The sequence below is a fragment of the Citrobacter sp. RHB36-C18 genome (genome assembly GCF_013814485.1).
GTDB lineage: Bacteria > Pseudomonadota > Gammaproteobacteria > Enterobacterales > Enterobacteriaceae > Citrobacter > Citrobacter braakii.
Genome location: NZ_CP057125.1, coordinates 3,944,692 through 3,964,946 on the forward strand (window position 1 = coordinate 3,944,692; position 20,255 = coordinate 3,964,946).

At 53.2% G+C, this 20,255-nt stretch carries 14 protein-coding genes; 3 read left to right on the plus strand and 11 right to left on the minus strand.

Annotated elements, in window-relative coordinates; all coding sequences use genetic code 11:
* Positions 1 to 26: 26 nt before the first annotated feature.
* The 6 genes from HVZ52_RS18840 to acnB form a co-directional block, all read right to left on the minus strand.
* A complete protein-coding gene (locus HVZ52_RS18840) occupies positions 27 to 794 on the minus strand; it encodes a DeoR/GlpR family DNA-binding transcription regulator (RefSeq protein ID WP_053389229.1) in 768 nt (255 codons plus the stop codon).
* A gap of 9 nt (positions 795 to 803) precedes the next feature.
* Entirely contained in the window at positions 804 to 1,787 is a 984-nt protein-coding gene (locus tag HVZ52_RS18845) for a D-threonate 4-phosphate dehydrogenase (protein ID WP_181598581.1), read from the minus strand.
* A complete protein-coding gene (locus tag HVZ52_RS18850; RefSeq protein WP_181598582.1) occupies positions 1,777 to 3,048 on the minus strand; it encodes a D-threonate kinase in 1,272 nt (423 codons plus the stop codon). Before HVZ52_RS18850 ends, HVZ52_RS18845 begins: the two co-directional genes overlap by 11 nt.
* The gene (locus HVZ52_RS18855) at positions 3,045 to 3,998 is read right to left on the minus strand and encodes a 2-keto-3-deoxygluconate permease 1 (RefSeq protein ID WP_016151725.1); all 954 of its coding nucleotides are present in this window, start codon (positions 3,996 to 3,998) and stop codon (positions 3,045 to 3,047) included. The genes HVZ52_RS18850 and HVZ52_RS18855 overlap by 4 nt, the downstream gene beginning before the upstream one ends.
* A 179-nt stretch (positions 3,999 to 4,177) precedes the next feature.
* Complete coding sequence (gene yacL / locus HVZ52_RS18860; RefSeq protein ID WP_046275362.1) at positions 4,178 to 4,540, minus strand: protein YacL; 363 nt, start codon at positions 4,538 to 4,540, stop codon at positions 4,178 to 4,180.
* Between the two features lie 174 nt (positions 4,541 to 4,714).
* Entirely contained in the window at positions 4,715 to 7,312 is a 2,598-nt protein-coding gene (gene acnB, locus HVZ52_RS18865; RefSeq protein ID WP_016151723.1) for a bifunctional aconitate hydratase 2/2-methylisocitrate dehydratase, read from the minus strand.
* Positions 7,313 to 7,759: 447 nt separating this feature from the next.
* On the opposite strand from acnB, the gene HVZ52_RS18870 reads away from it, so the two are divergent.
* Entirely contained in the window at positions 7,760 to 9,361 is a 1,602-nt protein-coding gene (locus HVZ52_RS18870) for a DUF3300 domain-containing protein (RefSeq protein ID WP_181598583.1), read from the plus strand.
* 10 nt (positions 9,362 to 9,371) lie between these two features.
* Complete coding sequence (locus HVZ52_RS18875) at positions 9,372 to 10,166, plus strand: DUF2950 family protein (RefSeq protein WP_094760762.1); 795 nt, start codon at positions 9,372 to 9,374, stop codon at positions 10,164 to 10,166.
* A 61-nt stretch (positions 10,167 to 10,227) separates the two neighbouring features.
* Here the strand turns inward: HVZ52_RS18875 and traT are convergent, their stop codons facing one another.
* The 5 genes from traT to pdhR all read right to left on the minus strand — a co-directional run bounded on the left by traT (position 10,228) and on the right by pdhR (position 18,234).
* On the minus strand, positions 10,228 to 10,959 hold the full coding sequence (gene traT / locus HVZ52_RS18880; protein ID WP_043018444.1) for a conjugal transfer complement resistance protein TraT: 732 nt from the start codon (positions 10,957 to 10,959) through the stop codon (positions 10,228 to 10,230).
* 195 nt (positions 10,960 to 11,154) lie between these two features.
* Complete coding sequence (gene lpdA / locus HVZ52_RS18885; protein WP_016155701.1) at positions 11,155 to 12,579, minus strand: dihydrolipoyl dehydrogenase; 1,425 nt, start codon at positions 12,577 to 12,579, stop codon at positions 11,155 to 11,157.
* A 175-nt stretch (positions 12,580 to 12,754) separates the two neighbouring features.
* The gene (gene aceF, locus HVZ52_RS18890) at positions 12,755 to 14,629 is read right to left on the minus strand and encodes a pyruvate dehydrogenase complex dihydrolipoyllysine-residue acetyltransferase (protein WP_181598584.1); all 1,875 of its coding nucleotides are present in this window, start codon (positions 14,627 to 14,629) and stop codon (positions 12,755 to 12,757) included.
* 14 nt (positions 14,630 to 14,643) lie between these two features.
* On the minus strand, positions 14,644 to 17,307 hold the full coding sequence (gene aceE / locus HVZ52_RS18895) for a pyruvate dehydrogenase (acetyl-transferring), homodimeric type (RefSeq protein WP_016151717.1): 2,664 nt from the start codon (positions 17,305 to 17,307) through the stop codon (positions 14,644 to 14,646).
* Positions 17,308 to 17,469: 162 nt separating this feature from the next.
* Positions 17,470 to 18,234, minus strand: a complete 765-nt coding sequence (gene pdhR / locus HVZ52_RS18900; protein WP_003018699.1) for a pyruvate dehydrogenase complex transcriptional repressor PdhR — start codon at positions 18,232 to 18,234, stop codon at positions 17,470 to 17,472.
* A gap of 564 nt (positions 18,235 to 18,798) precedes the next feature.
* Between pdhR and aroP the strand changes: the two genes are divergently transcribed.
* The gene (aroP, locus tag HVZ52_RS18905) at positions 18,799 to 20,172 is read left to right on the plus strand and encodes an aromatic amino acid transporter AroP (RefSeq protein WP_085951098.1); all 1,374 of its coding nucleotides are present in this window, start codon (positions 18,799 to 18,801) and stop codon (positions 20,170 to 20,172) included.
* Positions 20,173 to 20,255 lie beyond the last annotated feature (83 nt).

Below are 20,255 nucleotides of genomic sequence, written 5' to 3' on the forward strand. Positions count from 1 at the left end.
TGGCACGACCACGGTTGATATTACCGTTACTCTGGATGAACCAGCGTGAGGGCAACGGATTGCGCTTTTAATTCAGCCTGCGCGTTTGGCGCTAGATTCACATCGGTAACAACATCGGTAAAGCGGCTGAGCGGCGCGACGTTAAATAACGAATGCGCGCCGTACTTACTGCTATCCGCCAGTAATACCTTGCGTTGAGCATTAGCAATAATTTCCTGCTTTAATCCCGCTTTGTCTTCCGTGGGCGTGGTTACGCCCTTTTCCATACTCCAGGTGTTACAGCTCATAAAAGCGATATCAGGATAGACGCTGCGCAACATTTTCCGGCCAAACTCACCAATACAGGACTGGCTACTGTCATCGATGCGCCCACCGACGATCGTCACCTCTATCTGGCGAAATTCTGACAAAAACAGGGCAATGTGTAGATCAACGGTAATGACGCGCAGCGGCAAATGCGTCAAACATTTTGCTAGTTCCAGCATCGTGGTACCGGCGTCAAGCACCACGGCATCGCCCGCGCGCACCATTGAGGCGGCAAAACGCGCAATCGCCCGTTTCTCAGCACGCGAACGCAGTTGCTTTTCGTTCGTGGTCGGCTGCGCCGCTTCAAAGCGTCGTAACGCAACACCGCCGTGGCTACGGCTGATCACACCCTGTTCATCCAGCTTAATGAGATCGCGTCTGATCGTTGCTGGTGAAGCGTCAACCGCATCAACCAATTGTTCCACGGTAACCAGCGTATGATTTTTCAAATACGCCACTATCTTATCCAGACGGTGTTGCCCTTTCATAACAGTAAATTACGCCAGTTGCATTGCCAGTTTGATCGATACGGCCATGCTCTCAGATTTTGCTTTTCCCGTCCAGGCGATATCAAATGCCGTACCATGATCGGCAGAAGTACGAATGAACGGCAAACCTGCTGTGATATTTACACCATCATAAAAACCGAGCAACTTCAGTGGGATATGCCCCTGGTCGTGGTACATCGCCACGACCATGTCATACTGGCCTTCATAAGCCTGTAAAAACACGGTATCCGGTGGGCACGGACCGTAAACATCCATCCCCTTCGCCTTCATATTCTCAATCGCAGGCCCGACAATACGGATTTCCTCATCACCAAACAGGCCATTCTCACCGGCATGTGGGTTCACTCCCGCAACGGCAATACGCGGATGCGCAAAGCCTACGCGCTTCAGGAAAGTATCAGCAATGCCAATCACCGTTTCGACACGTTGCCCATTGAGTGTATCGAGGAATTTGCGCAGAGCGATATGCGTGGAAACATGGATGACTTTCAGTTTGTCTGTGTACAGCACCATTGCGTAATCACGACTTTCCGTCAGCGTTGCCAGCAGTTCCGTATGTCCGGGATAATTGTGTCCACCAAGATGCAATGCTTCTTTGTTCAACGGCGCGGTCGCAATCGCATGTACATCGCCCTTCATTGCCAGTTCCGTCGCGCGTTTCACACAGCGATAGGCCAGATCGCCCGCCTGCGCCTGTACGGTTCCCGGAACAAGTTCATCGGGTTGTGCCAACGGTTCATCAATCACATGAATCGTATCTGATGTAAATCGGGCATCGGCGACCTGTTCAATAGCGCGAAATGTCACCCCTTCGGCCAACCCCTGGGCCTGCAATCGATGCAGCGTTTTCAGGCACCCAAACACCACTAACGGCGCACCGTTAAGCTCATCCTCGCGTAGCGCTTTAACAATAATTTCCGGACCAATCCCCGCCGGATCTCCCATCGTAATCGCAATTGTTTTAGTTACCACGGTACATCTCCTCAATAAAATACAGCGCATCACAAAGGGTCGTGTCAGAACCGAATCCGCCCGCTTTGGTAATCACAGGCAAGTCATCAATCTCGCTATTCACAAACGTTCCACACGGAATACAGGGGGCAACCTCACTTTGAATGCGATACCCTTCGGCTCCCAACGCACTGGCGACCGCCGTGGCAATATCACCTCCGGTCAGGAACAAGCCGCCGATACGTGCCTGTTCAATAATGTGCAGCGTTATCATTCCGAGACGCTGGCTCAGCAGTTCTCCTAGCTGTTGTCGGCTCATTTCCACGTTACGACACAGCGCGTCGATCATATCCCGGTCTTCAGCACGCCGACTGGTGCGCAGGATCGTGTGGTGTTGTTGACTCAACAGCCCACAAGCCTGCTCAATAACGGAGGCCATTTCCTGCTCGAATTCTGACCCTGCCAGGCGTGCGGCATCAACGTCCACCACCTTTGCCCGGTCCTGACACAAGGCCTTTTCCACCTGACGTCGCGTTGCTTCGCTCATTGAGCCCGCCACAACCAACACCGGCAATTCCTGCTTTTCTTGCATAAACGTTCCGGCCGGTAGCGCATTTGCAAGCCCCGCCGCCCCGACCAGTAGTGGCATCTGTTTTTGCTCACAGACCGCCTGAGCAATCAACGCGAGATCTCGTTCCTCTTGCGCATCCACCACCACCATACATTCACCTGCTGTCGCGAATCCGCTCAGCAACGCACTCAAGCTTCCCCGACGCACATCCGCTAGCGACACCTCATGTACCGGGATATCGCTTTGTAACGCGACCAGTTCAGCAATACGTGAAGAGAGAATTGGCGTTTTCGGATCGCTGGCGAATTCCGTCTCCAACAGCGGTACGCCATGAACCAGGCATAATCCATCCCGTGTGGTACGCCCGGCGGCAGGAATCGCCGCCGCAATAACGGCCTGAGTCCGACCAGTTGTGTGCATGGCAGCAGTAACTTCAGCCCCTACGTTGCCACGGAATGTCGAGTCGATTTTTTTGTACACCAGCGGTTTTATTGCTTCTTCACACCATGGCGCTAACGCCTGTTGTACAGTTGCTGCGGCCTGCATTGCAGGCATCGCCCGACTTTCCGTGTTGATGACCAGAACATCGACGCGACGAGAAGGCTTCTGTGCCGATGTAAGCATGACCTCAGTGCGTGCGCCTTTTTTCGCCAACTGTACGCCGGTATCGTTAGACCCCGTAAAATCATCGGCGATAACGATCATTTTCATGCTTTCTTCTCCTGCACCGCCTGACGCGCCTGTTTTTTCGCCACCCACGACGTAAGAATTGGCGTCAGAATAGCGGTGGTAATTACCGACGCAGCAATCAACGGCGCAGCCGCAGCGGCAACCTCTGCCAACGATGGATCGGCTTGTGCTATCGCCAGCGGCGTCGCGACGGCGTTCCCCGCTGTACTGGATGCAGCGGCGCCAGCAATACCACTTCCGCCTACCAGACGATCGGCACGAATGTTAAAGAAGCCGCCAACAAAGGTGGTCAGCACGCCAAGCAGAATGCCTGCCAGACCACCCTGCAGCAGCATTTCCAGATTAATGCCAGCCCCAAGTGCAAACGCAAAGAAAGGAATGAGCAACGGACCGCCTTTGGTCAGGAAGTCACGCATATTGGCATCGAGGTTACCGAGGATCATACCTACCGCCAACGGTACCAGAACTGCCACCAGCGCCATGACAGGAATGTTTGCCATACCCGCAGCACCCAGTGCAATCATGGTAAAGAAAGGTCCGTCATTCAAAGACAGAATGGAAATCGCACCGACATCACGTTCGTTGCCAAATTCCCCAACCAGCGCCGCATAAAGCCCGCCATTGGAGTTACTCATTGCCGCAATAATGGCGACACCGCTCAAGCCAAAGATGCCTTCTGCACCAAACAGGTGTTCAACCCCGAGACCAATCGCGATTGCGACCAGCAATTTCGTCAGCGTAATCGTACCGCCTTGTAACAAAGCCTGTGGTGCCGCCTTTACACTAATTCCCGCCCCCATGCAGAGCAGGAACGCGCCGATCAAAGGAGCCGCACCATTTTTAAATAAAGCCGTGGTGAATCCACCGATCTGCAACGCCTGCGGGGCAAAAGTGTTGATAATGGCACCGATAACCAACGGCACTACCATCATGCCGCCGGGTACGCGTTCTATTGCCTTCTTGATGTTCATGGTCTTCCCGCCTGTTGTTGTGTTGTGATTAAATAAAATCATAACGATTATATTCAATCAAAAACAGATCGCAAACGCGGCAGATCACAGTTTTAAAATGATTAATAAAAATCAAATAATCATTTCAATGAAAAAAAGCCGGGTTCGTCTCACCCGGCTTCATTGATATCTGAAATATCTCAGGATTGTTGTACAAACTCGCGGTACGCCGCCACGACCTGAAGAAAGTCCTCTACGCCGCAAAGTGAAAAGCTCTCTTCGTCGTAGTAGCTCATCCCCTCTTCCATTTCATCTCCGGAGAATTCCAGCTGATTGGCGCGCACCATCACCTCTTCACCATCCAGCCAGAGCGTGTATTCATGCCCTGCTCGCTGCCAGGAGCGCTCACTGCCCTTCACCGCATGCGCCGCCTGTTCCACTTCATCAAGTAAGGCCAGGTTTTCTTTCACTTCTTCGTTAAACCAGTGCCCCACCACCTCGTGGCCCATGGACATACGCACTTTTACCAGTCCGGTAATATCGCGCAGAAATTCGTAATCCATAATGTCTTCCTCTGCTCCCGGCAATGCGCCAATACCGCATTGCGCCTTGCTGTAATTATCGCAGCAGCGCGGCAGAAAAAAAGCGTAGCGGGTATAAGGAATAGAAATAAAAATGCCCGGAGAAGCAGACTTCTCCGGGCATTGATGCGTTTTTACACAAATCGCGTTTGCGTATTACACCGCGGTCTGGAAAATCACACCATCGGCTTTCTCAGTATACTGAGACAACTGGTCGAAGTTCAGATAACGGTAAGTATCCACCGCCGTCTTATCAACCTGCGCCACATAGGTCTGATACTCTTCCGCCGTCGGCAGTTTGCCAATCAGCGCCGCAACCGCCGCCAGCTCCGCAGAAGCCAGGTAGACGTTCGCCCCGGTACCTAAACGGTTCGGGAAGTTACGGGTAGAGGTCGAAACCACCGTTGCGCCGTCAGCCACACGCGCCTGGTTACCCATGCACAGCGAACAGCCTGGGATCTCAATACGCGCACCGCTCTTACCAAACACGCTGTAGTAGCCTTCTTCGGTCAGTTGCGCCGCATCCATACGGGTTGGCGGAGCCACCCACAGACGCGTCGGCAACTGGCCTTTGTGTGCATCCAGCAGTTTACCCGCCGCACGGAAGTGGCCGATGTTGGTCATGCAGGAGCCGATGAAGACTTCATCGATCTTCTCGCCCTGCACGTCAGACAGCAGACGCGCGTCGTCCGGATCGTTCGGTGCACACAGGATTGGCTCTTTGATATCCGCCAGATCGATGTCGATCACCGCCGCGTATTCTGCGTCAGCGTCGGCTTCCAGCAATTGCGGATCCGCCAGCCATTTTTCCATCCCCTGCACACGACGCTCCAGCGTACGGCGATCGCCGTAACCTTCAGCGATCATCCACTTCAGCAGAACGATGTTAGAGTTCAGATACTCAACGATCGGCTCTTTGTTCAGTTTGATGGTACAACCGGCAGCGGAACGTTCAGCGGAGGCATCGGTCAGTTCGAACGCCTGCTCCACTTTCAGATCCGGCAGACCTTCGATTTCGAGGATGCGGCCAGAGAAGATGTTTTTCTTACCTTTCTTCTCAACGGTCAGCAGACCCTGTTTGATCGCGTACAGCGGAATGGCGTGTACCAGATCGCGCAGGGTAATCCCCGGCTGCATTTTGCCTTTGAAACGCACCAGAACGGATTCCGGCATATCCAGCGGCATCACGCCGGTCGCAGCAGCAAACGCCACCAGGCCAGAACCCGCCGGGAAGGAGATGCCAATCGGGAAACGAGTATGGGAGTCACCACCGGTGCCGACGGTATCCGGCAACAGCATGCGGTTCAGCCAGGAGTGGATTACGCCATCGCCCGGACGCAGCGACACGCCGCCACGGTTCATGATGAAGTCCGGCAGAGTGTGGTGCGTGGTCACGTCAACCGGCTTTGGATACGCGGCAGTGTGACAGAAGGACTGCATCACCAGGTCAGCAGAGAAGCCCAGGCACGCCAGGTCTTTCAGTTCATCACGGGTCATCGGGCCGGTGGTATCCTGAGAACCCACAGAGGTCATCTTCGGTTCGCAGTACGCGCCCGGACGGATACCTTTCACGCCGCAGGCGCGGCCCACCATTTTCTGCGCCAGAGAGAAGCCGCGGCTGCTTTCCGCCACGTCTTTCGCCTGACGGAATACGTCGCTGTGCGGCAGTCCCAGCGCTTCGCGCGCTTTGGTAGTCAGGCCACGACCGATGATCAGCGGAATACGGCCACCAGCGCGCACTTCGTCGATCAGCACATCAGTTTTCAGCTCAAAGCTTGCCAGCAATTCGCCGGTTTCATGGTTACGCACTTCTCCTTTGAACGGGTATACGTCAATCACGTCGCCCATGTTCATGTTCGAGACGTCCACTTCGATTGGCAGTGCGCCCGCATCTTCCATGGTGTTAAAGAAGATAGGTGCAATTTTGCCGCCGAGACACAGACCGCCGCCGCGCTTGTTCGGTACATGAGGGATATCATCGCCCATGAACCACAGTACGGAGTTGGTTGCAGATTTACGCGAAGAGCCGGTACCAACAACGTCACCCACATAAGCCAGCGGGTAGCCTTTTTTCTGCAGTTCTTCAATCTGTTTGATCGGGCCTACCGCGCCCGGCTGGTCCGGTTCGATACCTTCACGGGCGTTTTTCAGCATCGCCAGCGCGTGCAGAGGGATATCCGGGCGAGACCATGCGTCCGGTGCCGGAGAGAGGTCATCGGTGTTGGTTTCACCCGTCACTTTAAACACGGTAACGGTGATTTTTTCAGCCAGAGCAGGACGGTTCAGGAACCATTCGGCATCGGCCCAGGACTGCATTACCTGCTTCGCATATTCGTTGCCCGCTTTGGCTTTTTCTTCTACATCGTAGAAGTTATCGAACATCAGCAGCGTTGAAGAGAGCGCTTTGGCGGCAATCGGCGCCAGTTTTGCGTCGTCAAGCGCGTCGATCAGCGGATGAATGTTGTAACCACCCTGCATAGTGCCCAGCAGTTCAATGGCTTTTTCTGGCGTCACCAGCGGGGAGGTGGTGTCGCCTTTCGCGACGGCAGCGAGAAAACCCGCTTTAACATAAGCGGCTTCATCTACGCCAGGAGGAACGCGGTTGATCAACAGGTCTAACAGGAATTCTTCTTCGCCCACAGGCGGGGTCTTCAGCAGCTCGACAAGTGCGGCCATTTGGGTTGCGTCTAACGGTTTTGGCACAATCCCCTGGGCAGCACGCTCAGCTACGTGCTTACGGTATTCTTCTAGCACGACGATATCTCCTCGCTCTCATTGTCATAATGCGGCGCTTTTGTAGATGGGCGATTCTCTTCACGCTCCTGTGAGACAGTAGTTAGTAGGGTAAATGCCCGGTACCGCGTAAGGCACAATAACAGGATTTTCATTAAGTGTTAATCCGTTTACAAAAAAGCAACATAAAAAATTGGCTGAATCGTTAAGAATGGTGTAGCGACAAGGCGGGGCGTAATTTAGGCTCCCTAAAAACGATGTGAAACGGTTGATTTTCAAACGCGACATGCTGAATATTTCAGCGATTTTTCAGCCATCAGATATAATTGTGTAATAAATCTTCACACTCTTTTTCCGGACCTGCCGGGTGAATCCCCAATAAAAGTCAAAACTATCTAACACGGGTGAATAATACTCGCGGCAACAGAACGCCTCACGGCACAGCGCTTGTCTCGTTGGAGTCATTTTATGAAGTTGCCCTTTAAGCCACATCTGCTTGTCCTTCTGTGCAGTGCCGGGCTGTTTGCCGCCTCTGGCGTGATGTTCGTTAAAAGTCGCGCAACGGAGCCAGCAGCTCCAGCCCCCGTCGCACAGCAACCGTCCGCACCGGCTCCAGCTCCCGTAGCGGCCCCTGCCCCGGCCGATCAACCAGCGCCCACCGCAGCCCCTACGTACACATCGGCACAAATCGACCAGTGGGTTGCGCCTATCGCGCTCTATCCGGATTCACTGCTGTCGCAAATTTTGATGGCCTCAACCTACCCGGCCAACGTCATCCAGGCCGCGCAGTGGTCAAAAGACAATCCCAAAATGCAGGGTGATGCCGCCATTCAGGCCGTTGCCAGCCAACCCTGGGATCCCAGCGTAAAATCGCTGGTGGCGTTTCCGCAGCTGATGTCGCTGATGGGTGAAAATCCGCCGTGGGTACAGAGCCTGGGCGATGCATTCCTTGCGCAGCCGAAAGAGGTTATGGATTCCGTTCAACGCCTGCGTGCGCTGGCGCAACAGACCGGAGCATTGCAATCAACACCGCAGCAGACTGTTACCACCGTGGCCAAAGCAGCTCCGGCTAAAACCGTTACCAGCGAGTCACCGACCACAACAGCCACGACCGCCGCCTCAGCAAGCCCAACGGTAATCAAAATTGAATCCGCCGACCCGCAGGTAATTTACGTTCCCACCTATAACCCAAATACGGTTTACGGTACCTGGCCGAACACCGCCTATCCGCCAACCTATCTACCGCCAACGCCCGGCGAGCAGTTTGGCAACAGCTTCGTTAACGGTTTAGGCTTCAGCCTCGGCGTCGCCACAACTTATGCCATCTTCAGCAATATTGACTGGGATGACGACGATGACTGGGATCACCATCATAACGATGACTGGGATAACCATGGCGGCTATAACCGCAACGGTGATAACAACATCAATATCAACGTTGATAACTTCAATAAAATCAGTGGACAGCGTCTGACGGATGCCAACCGTACCTGGCAGCACAACCCGGCCTATCGCGAAGGGGTGCCGTACCCTAATAGCCAGCTCAATAACCGTTTCCACTCCACTAACACGGCTACGGGCCTAAGCTCAACCCAGCAAAGACCGGTCAACCGTGATAGCCAGCGTCAGGCAGCGTTGAGTCAGATGGAAAAATCAACGGGGAAAACCTTCCCCCAGACGGCGCGTACGGGAACGAAAGACGCCCAGCGTCAGGCATCCAGCCAACAGCTAAAGCAAATTTCCCAGCGTAATAACTACCGTGGTTACGATACCAAACCGCAAACGGCAAAACGGGCAAACACTCAGCAACATGAACATCGCCAGGCCGCCACTCAGCGACAAGAGAAACGGGTCACGCAACCAGCGCAGCAACGCAACGTGCAGCAGCGCAATCTTCAACAACGGACCAGCCAGCCGCGGGCCAATGCGCTGAGCGGCAACGACAGTCGCTCCGCCAGTTGGCAGGCGCAGCAGCAGCGAGGGGCTCAAAGCAGGCAGGTCGCCCGCAACCAGCCATCTCGCCAGCTATCCGGCGACCGTGCTGAACACCGTGAATTCCGTCATCGTTAAGGGAACCGACATGAAAAATAAACTACTCAGTGGAATGGTGTTATTCATGGTTTCGACCACCGCGATGGCACAGCAATCCTTCAGCACACCAGACCAGGCGACCGATGCCCTAGCAACCGCGATAAGCGAGCAGAATGAAAGCGCGATGAACAACCTGCTCGGGGAAAACTGGCGCGAGTTTCTGCCACCGGAAGGCGTCGATCCTGATGCGGTTGATCGCTTCCTGCGCGACTGGAAGGTCCGCCATAATACCGTCATCGACGGCAATAGCGCACACCTGGTGGTCGGGGACAGCGACTGGCAACTGCCGATCCCGGTTGTTAAAACCGCTTCCGGCTGGCAATTTGATATCAAGGAAGCGGCTGAAGAGATCCTGACCCGTGAGATTGGGCGCAACGAACTTGCCGCTATTGAAGCATTACACGCCTATGTAGATGCTCAGCAAAGCTACTTTGCGATGAACCAAAAATACGCGCAAAAGATTGTCAGTTCTGAAGGGAAAAAAGATGGTCTGTACTGGCCTGTTTCGCCCGGCGAAGCGCCAAGCCCGCTTGGCCCGGCCTTTAGTCCGCAAGAGCCTGGCACGGGCTATCACGGCTATCGTTTCCGTATCCTTCCCGATAAAACCAGCGGCTTTGCGATGGTTGCCTGGCCCGTCAGCTACGATCACACAGGCGTTATGAGTTTTATGATTAACGGTGATGATAAAGTCTATCAGGCCGATCTCGGCGCTGATGCACAGCAGAAAGCCCAGGCGTTAACCGCATATCATCTGGATAAAAACTGGCAGCCCGTAGCGCCCTGAATGCCAGTCAAATAGTGAGTTGACCGGGGAAGCGAAGCCCCTCCGGCCAACTCACGAGAGATTACAGGATGTTAGCGACGGATTTCGCCAGCTGCGCTTCCAGAACCGGTTTCGCTTCTTCGAACTTCAGGTTCACTTTGTTGGCATTAGACACGACGCGGGTCTGGTATTTTGCGCGATCGCCCTGCGCGCTGCTGGTTTGCAGCTTGATACCGGACGTGCCCTGGCGCAGTGCGGCAACGTTATCCGTTGTCACTTTCGCTTTGCTGCGCTCAGAGATTTGCAGGTCAGTGACCATGGTGTAGTTCACGTCTTCTACCATGGCATCCGCGGCCATACCGATCAGCCCCGCCGCCAGGCCAACGCCCAGCGCCGCGCCGGAGGAGTTGCTGTTATAGGCAGTGATCCCCGCCCCCAACGCAGCACCCACCGCTGCCCCTTCATAGCCGGTCTTCAGGAAGCCCTGAGCTTCACGCAGATCCATTTTGTCCGCTTTCAGTACGTTCGCCTGCACCCAGTAGTAAGCGCTGTCTGGTGAACTGGTCACTTTATAGCCCTTCGCAGACAGGTCGTTTGCCAGCAGGGTTTGCAGGTTGCTCATGTCTTTATCAGAAGTGTTTTTTACCTGAATGTAGACGGTCTTCTCGCTGGAAGGCTCCAGCCAGATGGTTTCACTCATCTGCGTTTTCACTTCGAGATTACGTTTTTTAACGGCGGTGGTCATCGCGCCACAACCAGTCAGCGTCATTGTCGCGACAACCATGCCAACAACCGCGATTTTTTTTAAAGACATGTTATTTCCTTTTTTCGTGTAATAGAGAATCCAGAGCCTCTTAACCGCGCGGCCAGTAGCCACACAATGGCGAAAAAAGTATCGGCAGTTGCGCAATTTTTTTTAGTGGAAATATCAATAAGATGACTACCAGAACTGGTAGCTTTCAGGCAAAAAAAACGCCTCCGAAGAGGCGTTTTCACAAAAGCGGGAAGATTACTTTTTCTTCGCTTTCGGGTTTGGCAGGTCGGTGATGCTACCTTCGAACACTTCTGCCGCCAGGCCCACAGACTCGTGCAGAGTCGGGTGCGCGTGGATGGTCAGCGCGATGTCTTCAGCATCACAACCCATTTCGATCGCCAGACCGATTTCACCCAGCAGCTCGCCGCCGTTGGTACCGACAATCGCACCACCGATAACACGGTGAGATTCTTTGTCGAAAATCAGTTTAGTCATACCGTCTGCGCAGTCGGAAGCGATAGCACGACCAGAAGCAGCCCACGGGAAGGTGGCGGTCTCAAAGCTGATGCCTTTCTCTTTCGCTTCTTTCTCAGTCAGGCCAACCCATGCAACTTCTGGTTCAGTGTATGCGATGGATGGGATAACTTTCGGATCGAAGTAGTGTTTCTTACCGGCGATAACTTCAGCGGCAACGTGACCTTCGTGAACACCTTTGTGCGCCAGCATCGGCTGACCGACGATATCGCCGATAGCAAAGATGTGCGGCACGTTGGTACGCAGCTGTTTGTCAACGCGGATGAAGCCACGGTCATCAACTTCCACGCCAGCTTTGCCCGCGTCGAGGTTTTTGCCGTTCGGTACACGACCGATAGCCACCAACACTGCATCGTAACGCTGAGCTTCAGCAGGCGCTTTTTTGCCTTCCATGGAAACGTAGATACCGTCTTCTTTCGCTTCAACGGCAGTTACTTTGGTTTCCAGCATCAGGTTGAATTTCTTGCTGATGCGTTTGGTAAAGACTTTAACCACGTCTTTATCGGCAGCCGGGATAACCTGGTCGAACATTTCAACCACGTCGATCTCTGAACCCAGCGCATGGTAAACGGTACCCATTTCCAGACCGATAATACCGCCGCCCATTACCAGCAGGCGCTTAGGAACAGTTTTCAGTTCCAGTGCATCGGTGGAATCCCACACGCGCGGATCTTCATGCGGAATGAATGGCAGTTCGATCGGACGGGAACCCGCCGCGATGATCGCGTTGTCAAAGTTGATCACGGTTTTGCCGTTTTCACCTTCAACTTCCAGGGTGTTTGCCCCGGTAAATTTACCCAGACCGTTAACCACTTTCACTTTACGGCCTTTGGCCATACCCGCCAGACCGCCGGTCAGTTGAGTGATAACTTTTTCTTTCCAGGTACGAATCTTGTCGATATCGGTTTTCGGCTCGCCAAAAACGATACCGTGTTCAGCCAGCGCTTTGGCTTCTTCGATAACTTTTGCTACGTGCAGCAGCGCTTTAGAAGGGATACAGCCGACGTTCAGACAAACACCACCGAGGGTGCTGTAACGTTCTACGATGACGGTCTCCAGACCTAAATCTGCGCAACGGAAGGCAGCAGAGTAACCTGCAGGGCCTGCCCCAAGTACCACGACCTGAGTTTTGATTTCAGTGCTCATCATGACCTCTTAATTTATACCCGTCGTCCACCGGGTCGTTCTATCCGCCCGTATTTTACAAAATTGTTAACAATTTTGAAACAACAAACGGCAACCGATTTGTCTTTCGCACAATAACCTCACTGACTTCATGAGATTACCAGAAAAAAGCCGGCCGTCGGGCCGGCTTTTTCGCTTACATCACCAGGCGGCGAATGTCAGACAGCATGTTGTTGATGATGGTAATAAAGCGCGCACCATCAGCACCGTCGATTACGCGGTGGTCGAAGGAGAGCGAAATCGGCATCATCAGACGCGGCATAAACTCTTTACCGTTCCACACTGGCTCCATAGAGGACTTGGAGACACCGAGGATAGCCACTTCCGGCGCGTTCACAATCGGCGCGAAGTGGGTCGTACCCAGGCCACCGATGCTGGAGATGGTGAAGCAACCGCCCTGCATTTCGCCAGCGGTCAGCTTGCCATCACGCGCTTTCTTGGAGATGGTGGTCAGTTCACGAGACAGCTCGGTAATGCTCTTCTTGTTCACGTCTTTGAAGACCGGAACAACCAGACCATTCGGCGTATCCACCGCGACACCGATGTTGATGTATTTTTTCAGGGTCAGACGCTGACCGTCTTCAGACAGAGAGCTGTTGAAGCGTGGCATCTGTTCCAGAGCGGCGGCAACGGCTTTCATGATGAAGACCACTGGCGTGAATTTCACGTCCAGTTTACGTTTTTCAGCTTCGGCGTTCTGCTGTTTACGGAACGCTTCCAGATCGGTGATATCGGTCTTGTCGAAGTGAGTAACGTGCGGGATCATCACCCAGTTACGGCTCAGGTTAGCACCAGAGATTTTCTGGATACGACCCAGTTCCACTTCTTCGATTTCACCAAACTTGCTGAAGTCCACTTTCGGCCAAGGCAGCATGCCCGGAATACCGCCGCCTGCTGCTGCCGGAGCAGCTTCAGCACGCTTGATAGCGTCTTTCACGTAAGCCTGAACGTCTTCACGCAGGATACGACCTTTACGGCCTGAACCTTTCACTTTCGCCAGGTTTACACCGAACTCGCGCGCCAGGCGACGAATCAGCGGTGTTGCATGAACGTAAGCGTCGTTCTCAGCGAACTCAGATTTACCTTCCGCTTTCGCGGCCGGAGCTGCGGCTGGTTTAGCAGCCTGAGCCGGTGCAGCCGCGGCAGCTGGAGCGGCAGCAGGTGCTGCGCCTTCAACTTCGAAGATCATAATCAGAGAACCGGTTTTGACTTTGTCACCGGTGCTGATTTTGATTTCCTTCACGGTGCCCGCGAACGGTGCCGGAACTTCCATCGACGCTTTATCGCCTTCAACGGTAATCAGTGACTGTTCAGCGGCAACTTTATCGCCCACTTTAACCATCACTTCAGTGACTTCAACTTCGTCACCGCCGATATCCGGAACGTTAACCTCTTTCGAGCCAGAAGCTGCCGGAGCCGCCGCTGCTGCTGGAGCTGCCGCCTGAGCCGGTGCTGCAGCAGGCGCTGCGCCTGCAACTTCGAAGACCATAATCAGAGAACCGGTAGACACTTTATCGCCCGTGTTGATTTTGATCTCTTTAACGGTGCCCGCGAACGGCGCCGGGACTTCCATCGACGCTTTATCGCCTTCAACGGTGATCAGAGACTGTTCAGCCGCAACGGTGTCGCCCACTTTAACCATAACCTCGGTAACTTCGACTTCGTCACCGCCGATGTCCGGTACGTGTACTTCTTTCGCCGCTGCCGCAGCAGGTGCTGCTGCCGGAGCTGCTTCTTTCTTCTCTTCTGCCGGAGCAGGTGCAGCGGCTGCTGCACCATCGGCGGAATCGAAAATCATGATCAGTTTGCCGGTCTCAGTTTTGTCGCCAACAGAGACTTTGATCTCTTTAACGATACCTGCCTGAGGAGACGGAACTTCCATAGAGGCTTTGTCGCCTTCTACGGTGATCAGCGACTGTTCAGCTTCAACTTTGTCGCCCACTTTGACCAGGATCTCGGTGATTTCAACTTCATCAGCCCCGATGTCCGGTACATTGATTTCGATAGCCATTATTCTTTTACCTCTTACGCCAGACGCGGGTTAACTTTATCTGCATCGATGTTGAATTTGATGATTGCGTCAGCAACCACTTTCTTATCGATTTCGCCACGTTTAGCCAGTTCGCCCAGGGCCGCTACAACCACATAAGAAGCATCAACTTCGAAGTGGTGACGCAGGTTTTCACGGCTGTCAGAGCGACCGAAGCCGTCAGTACCCAGTACGCGATAATCATCAGCCGGTACATAAGTACGAACCTGTTCGGCAAACAGTTTCATATAGTCAGTAGATGCCACTGCCGGAGCGTCGTTCATCACCTGAGCGATGTACGGAACGCGCGGAGTTTCCATCGGGTGCAGCATGTTCCAGCGTTCACAATCCTGGCCATCACGCGCCAGTTCAGTGAAGGAGGTTACGCTGTAAACGTCAGAACCTACACCGTAGTCGTTCGCCAGGATCTGTGCTGCTTCACGCACGTGACGCAGGATAGAACCGGAGCCCAGCAGCTGAACTTTACCTTTCTTACCTTCGAGGGTTTCGAGTTTGTAGATACCTTTACGGATACCTTCCTCGGCACCTGCTGGCATTGCCGGCATGTGGTAGTTTTCATTCAGCGTGGTGATGTAGTAGTAAACGTTCTCTTGTTTCTCACCGTACATACGCTCCAGACCATCGTGCATGATGACCGCAACTTCGTACGCGTAAGACGGATCGTAAGAGATACAGTTCGGGATAGTCAGAGACTGAATATGGCTGTGACCATCTTCGTGCTGCAGACCTTCGCCGTTCAGCGTCGTACGACCAGAAGTTCCCCCTACCAGGAAGCCGCGAGCCTGTTGGTCGCCTGCCTGCCAGCACAGGTCACCGATACGCTGGAACCCGAACATGGAGTAGTAGATGTAGAACGGAATCATCGGCAGATCGTTGGTGCTGTAGGAGGTCGCAGCAGCCAGCCAGGATGCGCCAGCACCCAGTTCGTTGATGCCTTCCTGCAGGATCTGACCTTTCTCGTCTTCTTTATAGTAAGCAACCTGCTCACGGTCCTGCGGGGTGTACTGCTGACCGTTCGGGCTGTAGATACCGATCTGACGGAACAGACCTTCCATACCGAAAGTACGCGCTTCGTCAGCGATGATCGGAACCAGACGATCTTTGATCGACTTGTTCTTCAGCATCACGTTCAGGGCACGAACGAAAGCGATAGTGGTGGAGATTTCTTTGTTCTGCTCTTCCAGCAGCGCACCGAAGTCTTCCAGAGCAGGCAGTTCCAGCTTCTCGGTGAAGTTCGGCTGACGAGCAGGCAGATAGCCGTGCAGTTTCTGACGCTGAGCGTGCAGATAAGTGTGCTCTTCAGAACCTTCCGGGAAGGTGATGTAAGACAGGTTTTCAACCTGCTCATCGGTCACAGGAACGTTGAAACGGTCGCGGATATAACGCACGCCGTCCATGTTCATTTTCTTAACCTGGTGAGCGATGTTTTTACCTTCGGCGGTGTCACCCATGCCGTAACCTTTGATGGTATGGGCCAGGATTACAGTTGCTTTGCCTTTGGTTTCCTGCGCTTTCTTCAGTGCAGCGTAGACTTTCTTCGGATCGTGACCACCACGGTTCAGAGCCCAAATCTGCTCGTCAGTCCAGTCAGCAACCAAGGCTGCGGTTTCCGGGTATTTACCGAAGAAGTGCTCACGTACGTATGCGCCATCTTTGGATTTAAAGGTCTGGTAGTCGCCGTCAACGGTTTCGTTCATCAGTTGGATCAGTTTACCGCTGGTATCTTTACGCAGCAGCTCATCCCAACGACCGCCCCACATGACTTTGATAACGTTCCAGCCAGCGCCCGCGAAGATGCCTTCCAGTTCGTTGACAATCTTGCCGTTACCGGTGACCGGACCGTCAAGACGCTGCAGGTTACAGTTGATAACAAAGACCAGGTTGTCCAGTTTCTCACGGGTCGCGATGGTGATAGCACCCTTAGATTCTGGCTCATCCATTTCGCCGTCGCCCAGGAAGGCGTAAACGGTTTGTTTAGAGGTATCTTTCAGGCCACGGTGTTCCAGATATTTCAGGAATTTAGCCTGGTAGATTGCACCGATTGGGCCCAGACCCATAGATACGGTCGGGAACTGCCAGAATTCCGGCATCAGTTTCGGGTGCGGGTAGGAAGACAGGCCTTTGCCATGTACTTCCTGACGGAAGTTGTTCATCTGCTCTTCAGTCAGACGACCTTCCAGGAATGCGCGAGCGTAGATGCCCGGAGAGATGTGGCCCTGGAAGTAAACCAGATCTCCGCCATCCTGCTCGTTGCGTGCACGGAAGAAGTGGTTGAAGCAAACATCATACACCGTTGCGGAGGACTGGAAGGATGCCATGTGGCCACCCAGCTCGAGGTCCTTTTTAGACGCGCGCAGTACGGTCATGATGGCGTTCCAGCGGATAGCAGAACGAATACGACGCTCCAGCTCCAGATTGCCCGGGTATTCCGGTTCATCTTCAACGGCAATAGTGTTTACATAATTGCTGGCCCCAGCACCTGCCGCTACTTTCACGCCGCCTTTGCGAGCTTCTGAAAGCAGTTGGTCGATCAGATACTGAGCACGCTCAACACCTTCTTCACGGATGACCGATTCGATCGCCTGTAGCCAGTCGCGAGTTTCGATCGGATCCACGTCATTTGGGAAACGTTCTGACATGGGGGTATTCCTTATCTATCTAATACGTTGAGTTATCTGGAACCTGTCCCATTACGTTCTCACCAGAGAGCGTAATAAGACAGGTTCTGCGTTTAGTTGCCGCGCCTTTCGATAGCGCTTGATTTACAACATCTTCTGGTTAACGTTCTGCCAGAAAAATCACTAATTCTTTCGTTGCTCCAGACGGCGTAAGGCGCGTTCACGACGGCTTTCCTCACGGCTCCTGTCCAGCAGAATCTCTTCGATAAAAGCCAGGTGACGGTGAGACGCTTCACGCGCTTCTTCAGGCTTCCCGGCGATAATTGCTTCAAAGATGCGGGTACGGTGACTGCTCACCAGCGGCAGCATCTCGCGACGCGCATACAGCAATTCGAAGTTTTGCCGAACGTTCTGGGCCAGCATCGGCTCCATACACCTTAGCAAATGGAGCAGCACCACATTATGTGCCGCTTCGGTGACAGCAATTTGATACTGGAGTACCGCGTCAGATTCGCCGTCAAGATCGCCGGACTGTTGAGCAAGCTCGATCGCATGGTGGAGTTCACGGATACGCGTTTTGTCTTCATCCGTGCTGCGCAGTGCAGCGTAATAGGCTGCAATACCTTCCAGCGCATGGCGCGTCTCAAGCAGGTCAAACTGGGATTCAGGATGGTCGGAGAGCAGCTCTACCAGTGGGTCGCTAAAGCTCTGCCACAGGCTGCTCTGAACAAAAGTGCCACCGCCCTGACGACGAAGCAGTAACCCCTTCGCTTCAAGGCGTTGGATCGCCTCGCGTAAGGAGGGGCGGGAGACGTCGAACTGTTTTGCCAGCTCGCGTTCCGGTGGGAGTTTTTCTCCGGGGCGAAGTGTCCCCTCAAGAATTAAAAACTCCAGCTGCTGCTCAATCACATCGGAGAGTTTTGGTTGGCGGATTTTGCTGTAGGCCATGATTTCCTGTCTTAAGCCATTTGCCCGGAGTCAATTGGTCTTACCAATTTCATGTTCTTGACGCTAAAGTAACAAAGTATTCACCTTCTGTCCATACAGGTTTTGATTGAAATCAGTAAAGGGGGCATATTTTAACAACATTACAGAAATAACGTTTCAAACATGTAACTATGCACAAATGTTAAATTTACCCACCACGGGGTAGTTTTAACGGAATTGAAACGAAAAAATATCTTATCTGAACCGATTCACCTGATTATTTATCGACAAATTAGCCACAATTAGTGAATAAAAATTCAAAACGGAAATTTTGTGGTAGATAAACTCGCATTTACAAATGGTTTCTTTTTATTCAACTCGTCATCTTGCCCGCATAAAGCAGGTGCATTCGCGCTCACATATCATTATTCTGATCAAGACAAAAGCATTGAGGCAATATTTTATCTAAAGCATCTGTAAACAAATAAATACAACAAACGGAATTGCAAACTTACACACGCATTGCTGCGTAGTTCAAAAAATAAGCACTCGAAATATGAAGAGTAAAACCACACACGAGGTTTAATGATGGAAAGTCAACAGCATGGCGATCAGCTCAAGCGCGGTCTTAAGAACCGCCATATACAGCTAATCGCGCTGGGTGGCGCGATTGGTACCGGGTTATTCCTCGGTAGCGCATCCGTTATCCAGTCTGCAGGACCGGGTATTATTCTGGGTTACGCAATTGCCGGCTTTATCGCCTTTTTGATTATGCGTCAATTAGGTGAAATGGTGGTTGAAGAGCCGGTTGCAGGCTCCTTTAGCCACTTTGCTTATAAATATTGGGGCGGTTTTGCGGGCTTCTCTTCTGGCTGGAACTATTGGGTACTGTACGTCCTGGTTGCCATGGCTGAACTGACTGCCGTAGGTAAATACATCCAGTTCTGGTATCCGGATATCCCCACCTGGGTTTCAGCTGCAGCCTTCTTCGTGCTGATCAACGCCATCAACCTGACCAACGTGAAAGTGTTTGGGGAAATGGAGTTCTGGTTCGCCATTATTAAAGTCATTGCCGTGGTTGCGATGATTCTGTTCGGCGGCTGGTTGTTGTTTAGCGGCAACGGCGGCCCGCAGGCCAGCGTCAGTAACCTGTGGAGCCAGGGGGGCTTCCTGCCGCACGGCTTCACCGGTCTGGTGATGATGATGGCTATTATTATGTTCTCTTTCGGTGGGCTGGAGCTGGTCGGGATCACCGCAGCAGAAGCCGATAACCCGGAGCAAAGCATTCCCAAAGCAACCAACCAGGTTATCTACCGTATCCTGATTTTCTATGTAGGTTCGCTGGCTGTTCTGCTTTCCCTGATGCCGTGGACGCGCGTCACGGCTGATACCAGCCCGTTTGTCCTTATTTTCCACGAGCTGGGCGACACCTTTGTTGCCAATGCACTGAACATCGTAGTGCTGACCGCTGCCCTTTCTGTCTATAACAGCTGCGTATACTGCAACAGCCGCATGCTGTTCGGTCTGGCACAGCAGGGTAACGCGCCAAAAGCGCTAATGAACGTCGACAAACGCGGCGTACCGGTGAACACCATTCTGGTCTCCGCGCTGGTTACGGCTCTGTGTGTACTGATCAACTATCTGGCACCGGAATCCGCCTTTGGCCTGCTGATGGCGCTGGTGGTTTCCGCACTGGTGATCAACTGGGCAATGATTAGCCTGGCGCACATGAAGTTCCGCAAAGCCAAACAGCAGCAAGGCGTTACCACCCGTTTCCCGGCGCTGCTCTATCCGCTTGGTAACTGGGTATGTCTGATTTTCATGGCTGCAGTGCTGGTGATTATGCTGATGACGCCGGGCATGGCGATTTCGGTGTACTTAATCCCGGTATGGATAGCCATTCTTGGCATCGGCTATTTGTGCAAACAGAAAACCGCCAAAGTAGCTAAAGCGCATTAATTCTCCCTCCCCCACCTGCATCAGGTGGGGGTTGTTACCTGCCTCACACTTTCCCACTCACGACTGTTTCGTCCATATCACTG

Excerpts from the sequence above, each read along its gene's own strand:
- HVZ52_RS18840 (WP_053389229.1), bottom strand. The coding sequence starts at position 794 with ATGAAAGGGCAACACCGTCTGGATAAGATAGTGGCGTATTTGAAAAAT.
- HVZ52_RS18850 (WP_181598582.1), bottom strand. The coding sequence starts at position 3,048 with ATGAAAATGATCGTTATCGCCGATGATTTTACGGGGTCTAACGATACC.
- HVZ52_RS18855 (WP_016151725.1), bottom strand. The coding sequence starts at position 3,998 with ATGAACATCAAGAAGGCAATAGAACGCGTACCCGGCGGCATGATGGTA.
- yacL (WP_046275362.1), bottom strand. The coding sequence starts at position 4,540 with ATGGATTACGAATTTCTGCGCGATATTACCGGACTGGTAAAAGTGCGT.
- HVZ52_RS18870 (WP_181598583.1), top strand. The coding sequence starts at position 7,760 with ATGAAGTTGCCCTTTAAGCCACATCTGCTTGTCCTTCTGTGCAGTGCC.
- HVZ52_RS18875 (WP_094760762.1), top strand. The coding sequence starts at position 9,372 with ATGAAAAATAAACTACTCAGTGGAATGGTGTTATTCATGGTTTCGACC.
- traT (WP_043018444.1), bottom strand. The coding sequence starts at position 10,959 with ATGTCTTTAAAAAAAATCGCGGTTGTTGGCATGGTTGTCGCGACAATG.
- lpdA (WP_016155701.1), bottom strand. The coding sequence starts at position 12,579 with ATGAGCACTGAAATCAAAACTCAGGTCGTGGTACTTGGGGCAGGCCCT.
- aceF (WP_181598584.1), bottom strand. The coding sequence starts at position 14,629 with ATGGCTATCGAAATCAATGTACCGGACATCGGGGCTGATGAAGTTGAA.
- aceE (WP_016151717.1), bottom strand. The coding sequence starts at position 17,307 with ATGTCAGAACGTTTCCCAAATGACGTGGATCCGATCGAAACTCGCGAC.
- pdhR (WP_003018699.1), bottom strand. The coding sequence starts at position 18,234 with ATGGCCTACAGCAAAATCCGCCAACCAAAACTCTCCGATGTGATTGAG.
- aroP (WP_085951098.1), top strand. The coding sequence starts at position 18,799 with ATGATGGAAAGTCAACAGCATGGCGATCAGCTCAAGCGCGGTCTTAAG.